This is a genomic window from Burkholderia sp. 9779_493 (assembly GCF_015712215.1).
Lineage (GTDB): Bacteria > Pseudomonadota > Gammaproteobacteria > Burkholderiales > Burkholderiaceae > Burkholderia > Burkholderia cenocepacia.
Genome location: NZ_JACCQA010000012.1, coordinates 46,850 through 62,585, shown reverse-complemented (window position 1 = coordinate 62,585; position 15,736 = coordinate 46,850). Strand labels below are relative to the sequence as shown.

Sequence of the window (15,736 nt, the reverse complement as noted above, 5' to 3'; positions counted from 1 at the left end):
TCGCCGATGCGCTACGCGGCGCCCGCGATCGTGCTGCCGAGCCCGGCGAGCGCAATCGCGAGCAGCGCAAGCGCCGACGAGGCCGAGATCCAGCGCTGCTTCCGATGAATCGCCGGATGGTTGATCGCGGCCATGTAGCCGGCGAGGATCGTGAAATCGACCGCGATCCACAACGCGGCGAGGATCGCGAGGCTCACGCGCGAATCGGGCGTGATGCCGACGAACTGCGGAAAGAACGCGACGAAGAACAGCAGGTCCTTCGGATTCGCGATGCCGACGAGGAAGCCGCGCACGACGCCGGGCAAACCGCGCGGCTGCGGTATCGGTTCGCCTGCCGCCGCGCCATCGCCATGCCGTGCGCGGTTGGCGCGCCATTCGCCGAGCAGCGTCCGGATCGCGAGCACCGCGATGAACAGGCACCCCGCGACATGCAGGCCGGCAAGCAGGCGAGCGCTGACCATCACGACGCCGAACACCATCAGCATCGCGCCCGCGATCATCACGAGGCTCGCGGCATTCGCGCCCACCGCGGTCAGCACGCCCTGGCGGAATCCGCGCCGCCCGACGGTGCCCGTCACGAGCATGACGACCGGGCCGGGCGTCGCGACGAGCAGCACGATCGCGGCCAGATAGGCGAACAGCAGCGGGTAATGGAGTGTCATGACAAAAAGTTGTTCGATGAGTCGAGAAGCACGCCCGTCACGATGGCATCATGGAGACCCGATGGATCGAAAAGCGCGGTTTCTGGCAGTATCACGCGCCCGGGCCGCCGACCGAAAACGGAAAATCCTGTCCGATGACATGAGTTTTATTCATACTCGAAACCCATGAAGGCCAAACCGCTTCCCCCCGTCTATGCGTTGCGCGCGTTCGAGAGCGCCGCCCGCACCGGCTCGTTCACGCTGGCCGCCGAGGAACTGAGCCTGACGCAAAGCGCGGTCAGCAAGCACGTGAAGACGCTGGAGGCCTACTTCGGCCGGAAGCTGTTCGTCCGGCGCGGGCCGAAAATGACCGTGACGGCGGAAGCCCACATCTTCGCGGCCGGCCTCAGGCGCGGCTTCCGGCAGGTCGAGGAAGCGTGCATGCTGTTCCGCACGCAACGCGACGTGCTGCGGCTCAAGGCGCCGTCCACGCTGACGATGCGCTGGCTGCTCGACGCGCTGGCCGCGTTTCGCGGCACGCGGCCGGCGTTCGAGGTGCAGATCGCGAGCGTGTGGATGGACGTCGATACCGTCGATTTCTTCAGCGAATCCTACGATTGCGCGATCCTGCTCGGCGCGGGCAGGTTCGGCGAGAGCACGCATTGCGTGAAGCTGTTCGACGAATGGCTGATTCCGGTGTGCTCGCGGGCCACCGCCACGGTCGCTCGCGCGAATCCCGCCGCGTGCGAGCTGATCCACCCGTCGCCCGACCGGCGCGACTGGCGCCGCTGGCTCAACGGCAGCGGTCACGATCTGGACCTGGACATCACGCGCGGGCAGGTGTTCGACATGCTCGAACAGGGCATCGCGGCGGCCATCGCCGGCCACGGCCTGTCGATCGGCGATCTCGCGCTGTGTGCGACGGCCATCGACGAGAAGCAGCTCGTGCTGCCGTTCAAGACGGCCGTCAGCACCGGCGATGCGTATTACCTCGTGTGGCCGGAAGATTCCGCCAAGGTCGCGCAGGTACGCGAACTGCACGCGTTCCTGGCCGGCCGGATGCCGCGTCTCGCGTATCCGGGCGTTCGTTTCGTCGGTCCGGGGTGAAGCAGATGGCGGGCGATCCGTCCTTTTCCACGCGCGTCCGGATCGCCCGCCTTCGATCGCGGCGCCGCCCGCCGCGGCGGGCCGGCGCCGCCGTCATTACGCCCGTACGAACGCGAGCAGGTCGGCGTTGAGCACGTCGGCGTTGACCGTCAGCATCCCGTGCGAATAACCCGGGTAGGTCTTCAGCGTGCCGTTCTTCAGCAGCTTGACCGACTTCAGCGCGGAATCCGCGATCGGCACGATCTGGTCGTCCTCGCCGTGCAGCACGAGCGTCGGGACGGAGATCGACTTCAGGTCTTCGGTCTGGTCCGTTTCCGAAAACGCCTTGATGCCGTCGTAATGCGCCTTCGCGCTGCCTTCCATCCCCTGCCGCCACCAGTTGCGGATCACGCCCTGGTGCACGGTCGCGCCTTCGCGGTTGAACCCGTAGAACGGGCCGCTCGGCACGTCGAGGAAGAACTGCGCGCGGTTGTCGGCGAGCGCTTTGCGAAAACCGTCGAACACGTCGAGCGGCAGGCCTTCGGGGTTCGAATCGGTTTTCAGCATCAGCGGCGGCACCGCGCTGACCAGCACCGCCTTCGCGACGCGGCCAGCCGGCTCGCCGTGCTTCGCGACGTAGCGCGCCACCTCGCCGCCGCCCGTCGAGTGACCGATATGCACCGCATTGCGCAGATCGAGCGCTTCGACGACCGCGAACGCGTCCGCCGCGTAATGATCCATGTCGTGGCCGTCCCAGACTTGCGCCGAGCGGCCATGGCCGCGGCGATCGTGCGCGATCACGCGATAGCCGTGCTGAACGAAGAACAGCAGCTGCGCATCCCAGTCGTCGCTGGACAGCGGCCAGCCGTGGTGGAACATGACGGGCTGCGCGTCTTTCGGACCCCAATCCTTGTAGAAAATCTCGACGTTGTCCTTCGTGGTGACGTATGGCATCGCGATGCTCCTGTGAGGTGGATGAACGTGGCGAACGGGCCGGTTGCCATTATCGGCCATTATTGTGAAACCACGATGCCATCGTGCAATGCAACGGCCGATCATCCACCGGCAGGAAACGAACGACACGGCGCGCGTCAGCCGTCAGCCGTCCGTCGACACCGTCACGGCTTCCCACGCGCGGATCTCGTCGTCCAGCGCCGCCAGCTTGTTGCGCACGAGCCGCAGCGCATCGCTGCCGAGCAGCAGATGCGCGGGCGGATGGTCCGCCGCGATCACGGCGAGCATCGCCCGCGCGGCCTTCGCCGGATCGCCCGGTTGTTTGCCGCTTTTTTCCTCGCGCGCGCGGCGGATCGGATCGAACAGTGCGTCGTAATCGGCAATCGAGCGCGGCGTGCGCGCCATCGAACGGCCGGCCCAGTCGGTGCGGAACGAACCCGGCGCGACGGCCGTCACCGCGATGCCGAACGGCGCCAGCTCCTTGCCGAGCGTCTCGGAAATGCCCTCCAGCGCGAACTTGCTGCCGCAGTAGTACGCGATGCCCGGCATCGTGATGTGGCCGCCCATCGACGTGATGTTCAGGATGCGGCCGCGCCGGCGTTCGCGCATGAACGGCACGACGGCCTTCATCATCGCGACCGCGCCGAACACGTTCACGTCGAACTGCCGGCGCAGCTCGTCGAGCGGCGCTTCCTCCAGGATCCCTTCGTGTCCGTAACCCGCATTGTTCACGAGCACGTCGACGGGCCCGACGTTCGCCTCGATGTCCGCGACGACGCCGTCGATGCGCGCGAAGTCGGTCACGTCGAGCACGCGCGCGACGGCCGCCTGCGCGGACAGCGCTTCGAAGTCGCGCGCCGCCTGCGCGCTGCGCACCGTGCCGACCACCGTGTGACCGGCGGCCAGCGCTTCCTGGGCCAGCGCACGGCCGAAACCGCTGCTGACGCCGGTAATGAGCATGATGTTGCCGGATGCCATCTGAGCTTCTCCCGAATGTCGATTGAAGCGTGCATACTAGTCTGACGAACCACGCCGAATAAGCCCGATTCCGCTGATTTTCTTGCACAAAACTATGAGCATCTCGCCCGCCTCCGTTCGCTCTTCAGCGCTGCCGCCGCGCGACCGGAAGCGCCTGGTGACGCTGCTGCGCACGCTGGCGCCCGACGAAGGCTACAACCTGACCGCGCTGCCGAGCGTGCGCATCCTGCGCGCGAACCGCGCGCTGTCGCGCACGCCGGTGCTGTACGACCCGGGCATCGTGATCGTGTGCCAGGGATCGAAGCGCGGCTACTTCGGCGGCGAGCGCTATCTGTACGACGAACACCATTACCTGGCCGTCTCCGTGCCCGTCCCGTTCAGCATGGAAACCGACGCCACGCCCGAGCGCCCGCTGCTCGCGCTGTACCTGCACCTCGATTTCACGCTGGCCGCCGAACTCGCCGCGCAGATCGACCGCGCTGGCCGCGCGGAAACCGTGCAGGCGCCGAAGAGCATGATGTCGACGCCGATGGATCAAGCGATGCACGCGTCGGTGCTGCGGTTCGTCGAGGCGCTGCAGCGGCCGCTCGACGCCGCGGTGCTCGGCCCGGCGCTGCTTCGCGAGTTGTATTTCCGCGTGCTGACCGGCGCGCAAGGTGACGCGATGCGCAGCGCACTGGCGATGCGCGGGCAATTCGGCCGGATCGGACGATCGTTACGCATGATCCACGCCGATTACGCGCGGCCGCTCGACGTGTCGCAACTGGCCAACGAAGCCGGCATGAGCGTGCCGAGCTTTCACAGTCACTTCAAGGCGGTCACGCAGGTGTCGCCGATGCAGTACCTGAAATCGACGCGCCTGCATCAGGCGCGGTTGTTGATGGTGCGCCAGGATCTGACGGCGGAGGCGGCCGGCTACGCGGTCGGCTATACGAGCCCGTCGCAGTTCAGCCGGGAATTCAAGCGCCTGTTCGGGTTGACGCCGGCGAAGGAAACACAGCGCATGCGCGCGAGCTTCGCGATTCCGCAAGCGTTCGACGATGCGGTGTTCGTGTCGTCGCATTGAGGTGGGCGCGAACATCCGGCCGATGACCGTCGCCGGTCCCGCACGCACTCAACCGGCGGACGTCGGTTCGCCCGAGGCATCGACGCTCACGCGTGCGGCCCCGACCCACCCGGCTGCCGCCAGGGCAACGGCCGCGACGAACATCATCGCACCCCACCCGATCCGTTCGACGAGCATGCCTGCCGCCACGGCGCCGCCCGCGCCGGCCGCGTAGTACAGCGTCAGGTACGCGGCGCTCAATGCACCGGCCCGCGCGGGCTGAATCGCCACGACCCGCGCCTGGTTCGCGACCTGGGCAGCGAAACAACCGGCATCGAACCACGCCAGCCCGACGCCCAGCCAGCCTGGATGTCCGAGGGCGACGCCAAGCAGCAACGTGGAAAGCGCGGCCACCGCGAGCCCCCAGCCGATCACCGCCCGATCGCCGAAGCGATCGGTGAGCTTGCCGGCCACGCGCGTCACACCCAGGCCGAGCACGCCGGCGAGACTGTATGCGCCGATCGCGGCCGCCCCCATGCTGTACGGCGGCGCGGCCAGACGGATCGCCAATCCGACCCAGACCAGATTGAACGCGAAGAACCACAGCATGCCGGCGCCGGTGCGGCGCCTCAATGCGGTGCTGTCGCGCAACAGCCGCGAAATCGCGCCGATCGTGGCTGCGTGGCCGGAACGCCGTTCGGGCCGACCGCCGGGCAACAGCACGCCACTGCCGACGGCCGCCAGCGCCACGCAGCCGGCCAGCGCGAGCAGCGCGCCCCGCCATCCGCACCACTGCGACAACGCGCCGCCGACGAAACGGCTCAGCAGGATGCCGGCGGAAATGCCCGCGGAAACCACGCCCATCGCCGCGCCCCGCCGACGCGGCTCCGCATGCTTGCCGACCACCGCGCTGCATTGCGCCGCGACCGTGGTGGCGGCCCCCACCAGCACGAAGCAGGCGTCGAGCGCGAGCGGCGTCGACGACAGCGACGCGCACGCGAGCAACACCGCGAGCCCCCCCATTTGCGCCGGAATGAGCGTGCGCGGACCGAACCGGTCGACCAGCGGCACCAGCAGCGCCAGGCCGGCCAGATAGCCGAGCATCGTCACGGACGCGAGGGTCGCCATCCGCGCAGCCGACACGCCGAAATCGCCGGCAATGGCCGACAGCGACGGCTGCAGCGCATAGCCGTTGGCGATCGCGACGCCCGCCGCGAGCGCCAGCATCGCGATCGCGGTGCGGGACAGGTAGGCGGGCGGGCCGGCGACCGTCATGCGGCGGTCCGCACCGCGATCGCCTCGACCTCGACGCGAATCTCAGGATCGACGAACGGCAACGCATGGACCAGCGAGAATGCCGGCCGGATCTCGCCGTATATCTCGCCGTGCGCACGTGCGGCGTCTTCCCAATGGTCGAAATCCGCGACCACCAGCCGGCTCTGGACGACATCCGACAGTGCGAATCCGCTGTCCGCGAGGACCTTGCCGAGCGTCGCCAACGCATCGCGCGTCTGCGCATACACGTCGTCGCCTTTGCCGGCCGTCCCCGATACGTAGATCGTGTTGTCGACGACCACGGCACGCGAATAGCCCACCTTCGGCTCCCACGGGGAGCCGGTACTGATCCGTTGACGCATCTCGATGATCTTCCTCGGTAAGGTTGGGAAATCTCGCTTACTACTTCAGTAGTAAGCGAGATCGATTCTATACTACTTCGGTAGTTAATCAAGCATCCCCTGAAGCGCGTCACGGCAATCCGAATCCATCCACATGAACGACAACGCGGAACTGATCACGTCACTGATCCGGCTTGGCTTCACGCAATACGAGGCGCAGGCGTACGCGGCGCTCGTCGGCCAAGCCGCGCTGACGGGTGCGGAAGTCGGCCGGCGCGCCGGCATGCCGCCATCGAAGGTCTACGAGACCCTGGGCCGCCTGGAGGCGCGCGGCGCGGTGCTCGTGAACCGCTCCGAACCGGTCCGCTATGCGGCCGTGCCGCACCGGTCGCTGCTGGAAGAACTGCGCACGCGCTTCAACGCGGATCTCGAGCTCGCAGCGGACGCGCTCGACCGGTTGCCGGTGCGGCAAGAGCCGGGGCTGGTCTGGTCGTTGAGCGGGCGGGAGGCGATCGTCAGCGCCTTCGCGCGCGTGATCGACCATGCGAAGACGGCGATCTTCGCGGGTGTCTGGGACGAAGAAATCGACGATCTCGGGCCGCTGCTCGAAGCAGCCGCGGCGCGCGGCGTGGATACGCACGTGGCGATCTACGGCAATCGCACGCTCAACGGCCCGCGCTGCTACGACATGGCCAAATGCGGCGCCAGCGCGCGACTTCGGCTGTCGGGGCGGAGGCTGGCCGTCGCGATCGCGGACGACACCGAGGCCGTGGTCGCGGAATTCGGCGATCAGTCGCCCGACCATGCGACGTTGACGACCAATCCGGTCATCGCGCTGCTCGCGGTCGAGTACATCAAGGCCGACGTGAGCGGCCGCGTATTGATCGACGCCATGAGTCCGGCGGAATACCGGAAAGTACTGAAGCATCCCGACATGCAGGCGATGCTTGCGCCGCTCGACAAGCCGAGCTGACCCGTACGAGATATCGATGCCCTCCTACACCTTCCGTCTGTTGAACGTCTTCGCCGAATCGACGTTCGGCGGCAACCCGCTTTGCGTATTCGACGATGCGCGCGGCATGGACGATGCGACCATGCAGGCGCTGGCCGTGCAGTTCAACCTGTCGGAGACGACCTTCGTGCTGCCGTCCGAACGCGCGCATGCACGCGTTCGCATCTTCACGCCCGGCTACGAGATGGCGTTTGCCGGCCATCCGACGCTCGGCACCGCGCACGTCGTGCGCGAGCGGCTGAATGCCGGCGACGCGCTCACGCTCGAATTCAAGGCCGGCGTCGTCGACGTCACGGCGCGCGACGACGTGTGGACCTTCACCGCGCCGCACTCAGGCATGCCGAACACGGCGCCGTGCGCGTTGTCCGCTGCGCAGGTCGCGGCGCTGCTCGGGCTCGCCGAGGACGATCTGCTCGCGCCGCCGCTGTGGGTCAATACCGGTGCCGACCAGTTGCTGGTCGCGCTCAAGGACCCGGCCGCCGTGCGGCGCGCACAACCCGACAGCGCGCACCTCGACATCTGGCCCCGGAGCAGCCTCGGCCGCAAGACCGCGTATGTGTTCGCGTTCGACGACGCACGCCCGGGAACGGTCGTGTCCCGCTATTTCTTCGTGAAGCAAGGCGGCGGCGTGTCGGAAGATCCGGGCACCGGTTCGGCCTGCGCGAACCTGGGCGGCTGGCTGCTGGCCGGAGGGCACGACCTGCCGGCCGCATTTCGGATCGAACAGGGCGAAGCCGTCGGCCGCCCTTGCCTGCTGCGCCTGTCGGTCAATGCCGCGGGCGAAATCGGCGTCGGCGGGCGCGTGATCGAAATCGGGCGCGGCGTGATCAACGTTTGACGAACGCGATGCGGCCGACGCCGACGCTCACCGCGCGCCCACCCGCCACACCGTCACTTCGTGCAGCGTCTCGCCGGGCTTCAGGACCGTCGACGGAAAGGCCGGACGATTCGGCGAATCGGGAAAATGCTCGGCTTCCAGCGCGAACGCATCGGTTTGCCGGTAGATCGCGCCGCCCTTGCCCGCGACGCTGCCGTTCAACCCGTTGGCCGTATAGAACTGCAGCCCCGGCTGCGTCGTGTACAGCTCGAGGAAACGCCCCGACGCCGGGTCGTAGGCGCGCGCGGCAAACGCGGGAGCCGACTGGCCGCCCTGGTCGAGCACCCAGTTCTGGTCGTAGCCATGCGCGATCGCGAGCTGCGGATGTGCATCGCGCACATGCGCGCCGATCGGCGTCAACTGGCGCAAGTCCATCGGCGTGCCCGCGACGCTCGCCAGTTGCCCGGTCGGAATCGACGTATCGTCGGTCGGCGTGAAACGCGATGCGGCGATCTCGATCAGTTGCCGCTCGACGCTGCCGCCCGCCTGCCCGGCCAGATTGAAGTAGCTGTGGTTGGTCAGGTTGACGACCGTGTCCTTGTCCGTCGTGGCGCGGTAGTCGATGCGGATCTGGTTGTCGCGGGTCAGCGTGTAGGTCACGTCGGTCGTCAACGTGCCGGGGAAGCCGTTCTCGCCGTCGGGGCTCACGTAGCGCAGCGTGACGCTCGAACCGGTCGCGTCGCTGTGCGTGCCGGTAACCGTCCAGACCTTCGCATCGAAACTGTCGGGGCCGCCGTGCAGCGTGTTCGGCCCGTCGTTGACCGGCAGCTTCCACGTCTTGCCGCCGAGCGTGAAACGCCCGCCCGCGATGCGGTTCGCATACCGGCCGATCAGCGCGCCGAAATGGATGTTGCCGTTGTGTGCCTCGTAGTCGCGCAGCGAATCGAAGCCGAGCACGATGTCGGCCGCGTGGCCGGTTCGGTCGGGCACGTCGAGGGCGGTCACGATGCCGCCGTACGTGATGACTTTCAGCGTCACGCCGTGCCGGTTCGCGAGCGTGTACTGGCTCACCGCCTGCCCGGTCGCGGTCGTGCCGTAATCCGCGCGGCTGATCGAGACGTCGGGCGCCGCCGATGCAGCGGCTGCGTGCAGCGCGAATGTTGCGAACACACCTATCGCGAGCATCGGTTGTCGCGGCCAGCGTCGTTTCATGGAAATCTCTCCAAAGTAGTGCGGCCCGTGCGGCCGCGCAAGTTGCATGCCTGCACGTCGCCGCGCTTGCCATGCCGCGCCCCGCATCCGCGTCGCGACGATCACGTATGGTCCGCGCGCCACCGGCGAGGCGTGACACCGGTCAGGCGCGTGAAGGTGCGCGAGAAATGGCTCTGATCGGCGAAGCCGCATGCAACGGCGATCATGCTCAACGGCATGTTCGGGTCACGCATCCATTCCTTCGCCCGTTCGACGCGCTGCACGATGAGCCAGCGATGCGGCGGCAGCCCGGTCGTTCGATGAAACGCCTTGACGAAATGACCGCGAGACAGCCCGCACGCGCTCGCCACGTCGGCCAGGCCGATGTTGCCGTCGAGGTGCGCGAGCAGCAACTCCTTCGCGCGGCGCGCCTGCGACGGCGTGAGCTTGCCGTCCGACCTTTCCCGCCGTTCGCCGACGCCGCCGTAACGATGCGCGACGTGCGCCTGAAACGCCAGCCCCACGTGATCGATGAAGATCTGCGACGCTTCGCCCGGCCGGGCCAGCGCAGGCAGCAGCGCGTGTCCGAGCGCATGGATGACCGAATCGTGGGTGCTCAGATGCGGCGGCAGATAAAGCTGCGGCCGCTGCCGGCCGCCGAGGTCGTCGACGGTTTCCTCGAGCGTGTGGCGCGGCAGATGAAAATGCAGGCAATCGAACGCACCTTGGAGATCGGCCACCCAGCGACGGTCGAGATCGTAGATCGACACGGTTCCCGCGTCATACGGAACGAACGGTGCGGGGCGGCCGTCGAGCCACAGATCCTGCTCGCCGAACGGTTGCAACTGCAGCACGATCAGATCCGTATTCTCGAGTTCATAGGGCGCGGTCAACCCCATGTTCCTGCGCAATGTCTTGAGCCGGACGATACCGATTTGCCCGTTCGGCAACGCTTGCGTGACGACGGTCTGCCTGACGTCGGCCGGGATGAAATCGGACGATGCGGTGTCCGGCTGAGGGGCGCTCATGGGGCGATGCGGGAAGGTGAATGACGAGGCTTGTCACTCTAGCAAATCGCGGCGACGCACGCTGCTCGCGCCGCACCCCGCACTGGTATGATGCGCCAGCCACCCCCTACCGGAATTCGCGATGAAGCTGTCATTCGAAGCGCTCGAAGCCCTGGACGCGATCGACCGCACCGGCACCTTTGCCGAAGCAGCGGAACTGCTGCATCGTGTCCCGTCCGCGCTCACCTACCTGGTGCAGAAACTCGAAAGCGATCTCGGCGTGGCGCTGTTCGACCGCAGCGGACGGCGCGCGAAGCTCACGCATGCGGGCCGCATCGTCGTCGAGGAAGGCCGGCGCCTGCTGCGGGCGGCCGAGCAGCTCGAAATGAAGGCGCTGCGCGCGCAACAGGGCTGGGAAACGGAAGTCCGCGTCTGTATCGACGAAATCTTGCCGTTCGACGCGCTGTGGCCGTACGTCCACCGGTTCTACGCGCTCGGGATGGACACGCGGTTGCGGCTGTCGACCGAAGTGCTCGGCGGCGCGTGGGATGCGCTGATTTCGCGGCGGGCGGATCTCGTCGTCGGCGCGGCGGGCGAACCGCCGGAATTGCCGGGCATCGTCGCACGGCCGATCGGCTCGCTGAAACACGTGTTCGCGGTCGCGCCGTCCCATCCGCTCGCGTCGCTGCCCGAACCGCTGGCGATGGCGTCGGTCGTCCAGTATCGCGGCGCGGTGATCAGCGATACGTCGCGCGAACTGCAGCCGCAGTCGGTAGCGATCGATGCGGGCCAGCCGTATCTCGCGGTACCGACGCTGGCCGCGAAGCTGGAAGCGCAATGCGAAGGGCTCGCGGTCGGCACGCTGCCGGAATGCATCGCGGCGCGCGCGATCGCCGACGGCAAGCTCGTCGCACGCCAGGTGACCGGCATGCGCGATACCACGCACTGCTATCTCGCGTGGCGCGGCGACGAGGCGGGCCGCGCGCTGCACTGGTGGGTCGAGCAACTCGACCAGCCGGATCTCGTCGATCGTTTCACGACGCCGGACTGACACGCCCGTTCGCGGGCCGCCAGCGCCCCTCGCGATCCGGCCCGGCGTCAGCCGAGCGAATCGTGCAGCCGCTTCATTTCCTTCTCGAGCCACCCGATCAGGCTGAACCCCGCGTGCGCTTTCTCGACCGGCGGAATCATCACCCGTTCCTCGGTCGCGATATGGTCGGTGAGCGACTCGCACATCAGCCTGCCGAGCGCCGGCTTCCTCGCGATCAGTGCCGACAGATCCTCGCTGCGAAGCTGATGCACGGTCATCGCGGTCACCGCGTGCACGGTCGCATGAAGCCGCGTGCCGGCGAGCACGACCGACTGCCCGATCGCATCGCCCGGCGCCATGCGCCGGACTTCGACATCGCCGGAAGCGCCCGGCACGAACACCGCCGCGACGCCCGATTCGACGATCGTCAGCACGCGCGACTCCGCATTCGACGCATAGATCACGTCGCCCTTGCCGAACGAACGCGCAACCAGCGCATCGGCCAGCACGGCCAGATCGTCGTCGTCCACGCGCGCGAACAATTCGACCGCGCGCAACAGCAGTAGCCGACGCGATACCGGCTGCCCTAGCGATGTCGATACGGACGCCGGCGCAGAGCCTGCTAGCGGCCGCCATGCGACGCCCGCCGCGGCCAGATGCCGATGCGCGAGATCGTAGAGCGCGTTGCGCACGGTAATTTTCTTCTGCAGTGCGTCGACGTAGCAGACGAGTTCGTACTGGATCGCGTTCGCGCGGAACGCCTTCACGACGGCGATCGGCGCGGGGCGCGCGAGCACGTCGAGCGAACTCGCCGCGGCCCGCTCCAGCGCGCCGACGGCCACCGCCGGCCGCACCGCGGGATCGAGGTCGAGCGCGAGCGTCACGCCGTGCAGGCCCGCGGGTTCGCTGAGATTCACGATCGTCGCGCGCGCCGCGGTGCTGTTCGGCACGACGACCAGGTTGCCGAGGCTGTCGATCAGCTTCGTCGCACGCCAGTTGCTCTCGACGATGCGCCCTTCGAGCTCGCCGATCGAGACCGTATCGTCGAGCCGGAACGGTTGCGTGGTATTCAGCACGAGCCCGGAGAACACGTCGTTCAGCGTGTTCTGGAGCGCGAGGCCGAGTATCACCGCCACGGCGCCGGAGGTCGCGACCAGGCCGCTCAACGGCAGGCCGAGCACGTAGCCGAGCGCGGCCACCGCGGCCGCGCCGAACACGATGGCTTCGGCGAGGTCGTGAAACAGCCGCTGGTTGCGCCACGCACGCGGCAGCAGCAGATGATTGAGCAGCAGACTGAACACGATCGCGCACTGGAGCCACCAGGCGATGCAGATGGCCTGGACCGCGATCCGGTCGAGCCAGGCGAGCGACGCAGGCACGGCGAGCGGGCTCACGCCGGTCGCGAACAGCACCGCGGTCAACGCGGCGAACGCCGCGCAGCGCCGGATGGCGCGCGCCGCGGAGCGACCGCGCCCGAACAGCCGCCACGCGGCGAGATCGGCCAGCACGATCGGCGCACCGTAGATCGCCGTATCGGAGAAATTCAACATGTCGGAACGCACGCGCGGCGCGCGAAAGGATGGGCGCGGCAGCACGTACGTCGCCGCGCGGACGGAATCGTCACGCACATGGCGTGCGGGCCGCCGACGCACTGGCCGCCGCTAGGCGCGCCGGCGCATGACGCCCGGCAACGGCAGTGGCAACACGTAGCGGCCGGCACCCGCGATCGCGATCGTGCCGAACAGGATCAGCAGCATCCACGCGAACTGCGCATCGCGCAGCGGCCAGTCGGGGTGGACGAACACCAGCGCGACGAGCGTGACGATCATCACCGGCAGCGCCGCCAGCCTCGGATACAGACCGACGATCACGAAGACCGGGCACACGACCTCCGCGAAGATCGCGAACAGGATCGACAGCGTGCGGCCGAGATGGAACGGATCTTCGATCGCCGCGGCTTCGGCCGTGTAATGCACGATCTTCGGCAAGCCGTGCACGACGAGCAACAGCACGCTGGCGGCGACGCGCAGGAACAGCAGGCCGAGATCGGTCGCGTGACGGGAAAGGTCGGGTTGATCAGGTTTCATGCGGCGGTTCGTCGGTTGAACGGGATGCGCGGCGACGCGTGCGCCGGGTGTTTCGCCGCGCCGACCTTCAGTGGGATCGCGCGATGTCGGCGAGCGCAGGCGGTCGATGCGCACGCGTGCCGACGGGGTGTCGGCACGCGCCGTTCAGGCAATCTACGCGCGCCGCCCGCCGCCGTCCTGTATCCGGGCTGAATCGTTCTGAAACACGGGAAACGCGCACGAACCCGGCGTCACGACTCGCGCGACGGCAGTTCGGCCTCGGCCGCATCGAATCCGAGTGCGTGCACCTCCGACCACGCGTCGTGCACGACCTGCGTCGACCCTGCGGTATGCGCGAGCGCCGCCGCGTACGCGGCCAGCACCCGCACGCGCGCATCGTCGGACACCCCGGTTGCATCCGCGTCACGCATCGCATCGAGCGCGACGCGCGCGCGCTCGCGACATTCGTCGACGAGCGACAGATCGAACAGGCACGGCACCGCGACGGCCGTGAGCGCGATGCCGAGCGCCGCGTCGCCCTGCGCCGAAAATGCCCAGTCGAGCGCGACACGCAGATTGCCGAGCTCGCGGCGGACCGCATCGAGCCGGGTCGCGCCCTCCGGCCCGCTGCCCGGCGCGTCGCCATCGTGGGCCGCGCGCCGGAACAACGCGAGGAAGTAGGTCGCGTGCGCGCGCGCCGCAGCCGCGCCCTCGCCGTGACTGTCGAGTTGCTGTTGCGCGTAGGCCCGCGTGGTCGTCAACAGCCGGTAGCGCGGCACGCCGTGCGCGGTCTCGAGGATCACCAGCGATTTCGACACGAGGCCGGCGATCGTCTCGAGCAGCTCGGCGCCGGCCGGCCCGTTGGCACCGACGACCTCGCGCACGGCCTCGATCGAGAAGCCGTCGCGAAACACGCCGAGCCATCGCAGCAGCAGGCGCTCGGCGTCCCCGAGCAACCGGTAGCTCCAGTCGTACATCGCCTGCAGCGTCTGGTGACGGGGCAACGCGGTGCGAAAACCGCCGGTCAGCAGCCGAAAGTGATCGTCGAGATGGGCGGCCAGCACGTCGATGCCCAGCACGGCGGCGCGCGCCGCCGCCAGTTCGATCGCGAGCGGCAGGCCGTCGAGGCGACGGCAGACCGACGCCATCAACGCCAGGCTGCGCGCGTCGAGCGGAAAACGCGGATCGGCCGCACGTGCCCGCGCCGCGAACAACTGCACCGCGCTGGCGTTCATCGCCTCGCCGTCGCCGCCCCCTTCGTCGGGGACGTCGAGCGGCGGCACCGGGCACACGCGCTCGCCGTGGATGCGCAGCGATTCGCGGCTCGTCGCGAGCACGCACAGCCCGTCGTCCGCATCGGTGAGCGCGCTCGCGATCTGCGCGGCGGCGTCGAGCAGGTGCTCGCAATTGTCGAGCACGAGCAGCATCCGGCGACGCGCGACGCTGGCGAGCACTGCTTCGAGGGTCAGCGACCCGGTCGGCTGCGTGATGCCGAACGCGCCCGCCAGCGCGTCCGGGACGAAGCGCGGACACGCGACGGTCGCGAGCGAAACGAATACGGTGCCTTCCGGAAAGCGTGCGTCGGCGCGCGCCGCCGCTTCGATCGCGACGCGCGTCTTGCCGATGCCGCCCGCGCCGACCAGCGTCACGACGCGCGCGCCCTGCAGGGCGGCCAGCACGTCGGCGACCGTCTGTTCGCGGCCGAACAGCGTGCTCGGCGCCGCGGACGGCCGCCACATCGCGGGACGCACGGGCGCGTCGCCGTCGTCCTGCCCGACGACCAACCGATAGCCGCGGCCCGGCACCGTGACGATCAGGTTGCGGTCGTCGGCCAGCGCCTTGCGCAGCGACGCGATGTGCACCTGCAGGTTGTTTTCCTCCACCACGGTGTGCGGCCATACCCGCTGCATGATGTCGTCTTTCGATACCAGCGCACCATTCGCCCGAATCAACAGCTCGAGAATTTCGAATGCGCGGCTGCCGATGCGCAGCAGCTTGCCGTTCGAACGAATTTCACGTCTGTCGAGAAAAACGTGAAGTGTTCCAATCCGGATCATGAGAATTTCTTGAGGGTGACATTCAACGGCGCCCCACTGAAATCGGGTGCCGGTTCGGCATCAATGCTACGGTATTTGCATGGTCGAATGATTCAAATTATCAGAATGAACGGCTCGAATTTTTTGAAATGACGAAAAATTCCGCCGCACGGTGCTGTTTTGCACTCCAGCACTGAAATGCGGCGCGATCACGCACGTTTCATGTGCAAATGGTGCATGCGTCCATGAATGCGATT

Annotated in this window: 15 protein-coding genes; 5 read left to right on the top strand and 10 right to left on the bottom strand. The window is 67.9% G+C overall.

What is annotated here, in order from left to right:
* Window positions 1–11 precede the first annotated feature (11 nt).
* The gene (locus H0X95_RS14385; protein ID WP_059721773.1) at window positions 12–662 is read right to left on the bottom strand and encodes a LysE family translocator; all 651 of its coding nucleotides are present in this window, start codon (window positions 660–662) and stop codon (window positions 12–14) included.
* A 165-nt stretch (window positions 663–827) separates the two neighbouring features.
* Here H0X95_RS14385 and H0X95_RS14380 point away from each other — a divergent pair, with 165 nt between their 5' ends.
* Window positions 828–1,748 (top strand): LysR substrate-binding domain-containing protein, encoded by a 921-nt coding sequence (locus H0X95_RS14380; RefSeq protein ID WP_059721772.1) that lies wholly within the window; start codon window positions 828–830, stop codon window positions 1,746–1,748.
* 96 nt (window positions 1,749–1,844) lie between these two features.
* Here the strand turns inward: H0X95_RS14380 and H0X95_RS14375 are convergent, their stop codons facing one another.
* Window positions 1,845–2,681, bottom strand: coding sequence for an alpha/beta fold hydrolase (locus tag H0X95_RS14375; RefSeq protein ID WP_006498449.1), 837 nt, complete (start codon window positions 2,679–2,681; stop codon window positions 1,845–1,847).
* 144 nt (window positions 2,682–2,825) lie between these two features.
* Window positions 2,826–3,659: an oxidoreductase gene (locus H0X95_RS14370; protein ID WP_006498450.1), complete on the bottom strand. Its 834-nt coding sequence runs from the start codon at window positions 3,657–3,659 to the stop codon at window positions 2,826–2,828.
* A 94-nt stretch (window positions 3,660–3,753) separates the two neighbouring features.
* Here H0X95_RS14370 and H0X95_RS14365 point away from each other — a divergent pair, with 94 nt between their 5' ends.
* Window positions 3,754–4,725, top strand: coding sequence for an AraC family transcriptional regulator (locus tag H0X95_RS14365; RefSeq protein WP_043205938.1), 972 nt, complete (start codon window positions 3,754–3,756; stop codon window positions 4,723–4,725).
* A 48-nt stretch (window positions 4,726–4,773) separates the two neighbouring features.
* Here the strand turns inward: H0X95_RS14365 and H0X95_RS14360 are convergent, their stop codons facing one another.
* Window positions 4,774–5,979, bottom strand: coding sequence for an MFS transporter (locus tag H0X95_RS14360; protein ID WP_059721770.1), 1,206 nt, complete (start codon window positions 5,977–5,979; stop codon window positions 4,774–4,776).
* Window positions 5,976–6,341: a RidA family protein gene (locus H0X95_RS14355; RefSeq protein ID WP_006498454.1), complete on the bottom strand. Its 366-nt coding sequence runs from the start codon at window positions 6,339–6,341 to the stop codon at window positions 5,976–5,978. The genes H0X95_RS14360 and H0X95_RS14355 overlap by 4 nt, the downstream gene beginning before the upstream one ends.
* A 133-nt stretch (window positions 6,342–6,474) precedes the next feature.
* Here H0X95_RS14355 and H0X95_RS14350 point away from each other — a divergent pair, with 133 nt between their 5' ends.
* Both H0X95_RS14350 and H0X95_RS14345 read left to right on the top strand, forming a co-directional pair.
* Complete coding sequence (locus tag H0X95_RS14350; protein WP_006498455.1) at window positions 6,475–7,293, top strand: TrmB family transcriptional regulator; 819 nt, start codon at window positions 6,475–6,477, stop codon at window positions 7,291–7,293.
* Between the two features lie 16 nt (window positions 7,294–7,309).
* On the top strand, window positions 7,310–8,170 hold the full coding sequence (locus tag H0X95_RS14345; protein WP_059721769.1) for a PhzF family phenazine biosynthesis protein: 861 nt from the start codon (window positions 7,310–7,312) through the stop codon (window positions 8,168–8,170).
* A gap of 27 nt (window positions 8,171–8,197) precedes the next feature.
* On the opposite strand, the gene H0X95_RS14340 is transcribed toward H0X95_RS14345, so the two are convergent.
* Together H0X95_RS14340 and H0X95_RS14335 are read right to left on the bottom strand one after the other, a co-directional pair.
* Entirely contained in the window at window positions 8,198–9,361 is a 1,164-nt protein-coding gene (locus H0X95_RS14340; RefSeq protein ID WP_059721768.1) for an aldose epimerase family protein, read from the bottom strand.
* Between the two features lie 101 nt (window positions 9,362–9,462).
* On the bottom strand, window positions 9,463–10,368 hold the full coding sequence (locus tag H0X95_RS14335) for a helix-turn-helix transcriptional regulator (protein WP_006498459.1): 906 nt from the start codon (window positions 10,366–10,368) through the stop codon (window positions 9,463–9,465).
* Between the two features lie 121 nt (window positions 10,369–10,489).
* On the opposite strand from H0X95_RS14335, the gene H0X95_RS14330 reads away from it, so the two are divergent.
* Window positions 10,490–11,398, top strand: a complete 909-nt coding sequence (locus H0X95_RS14330; protein WP_006498460.1) for a LysR family transcriptional regulator — start codon at window positions 10,490–10,492, stop codon at window positions 11,396–11,398.
* Between the two features lie 47 nt (window positions 11,399–11,445).
* Here the strand turns inward: H0X95_RS14330 and H0X95_RS14325 are convergent, their stop codons facing one another.
* From H0X95_RS14325 to H0X95_RS14315, 3 genes are all read right to left on the bottom strand, one after another.
* Window positions 11,446–12,927 (bottom strand): mechanosensitive ion channel family protein, encoded by a 1,482-nt coding sequence (locus H0X95_RS14325; RefSeq protein ID WP_034204048.1) that lies wholly within the window; start codon window positions 12,925–12,927, stop codon window positions 11,446–11,448.
* Between the two features lie 111 nt (window positions 12,928–13,038).
* On the bottom strand, window positions 13,039–13,464 hold the full coding sequence (locus H0X95_RS14320; RefSeq protein WP_006498462.1) for a DoxX family protein: 426 nt from the start codon (window positions 13,462–13,464) through the stop codon (window positions 13,039–13,041).
* Between the two features lie 230 nt (window positions 13,465–13,694).
* Window positions 13,695–15,500 carry a winged helix-turn-helix domain-containing protein gene (locus H0X95_RS14315; protein ID WP_059721766.1) on the bottom strand — a complete coding sequence of 602 codons (1,806 nt, stop codon included), beginning with the start codon at window positions 15,498–15,500 and terminating at the stop codon, window positions 13,695–13,697.
* Window positions 15,501–15,736: the final 236 nt, after the last annotated feature.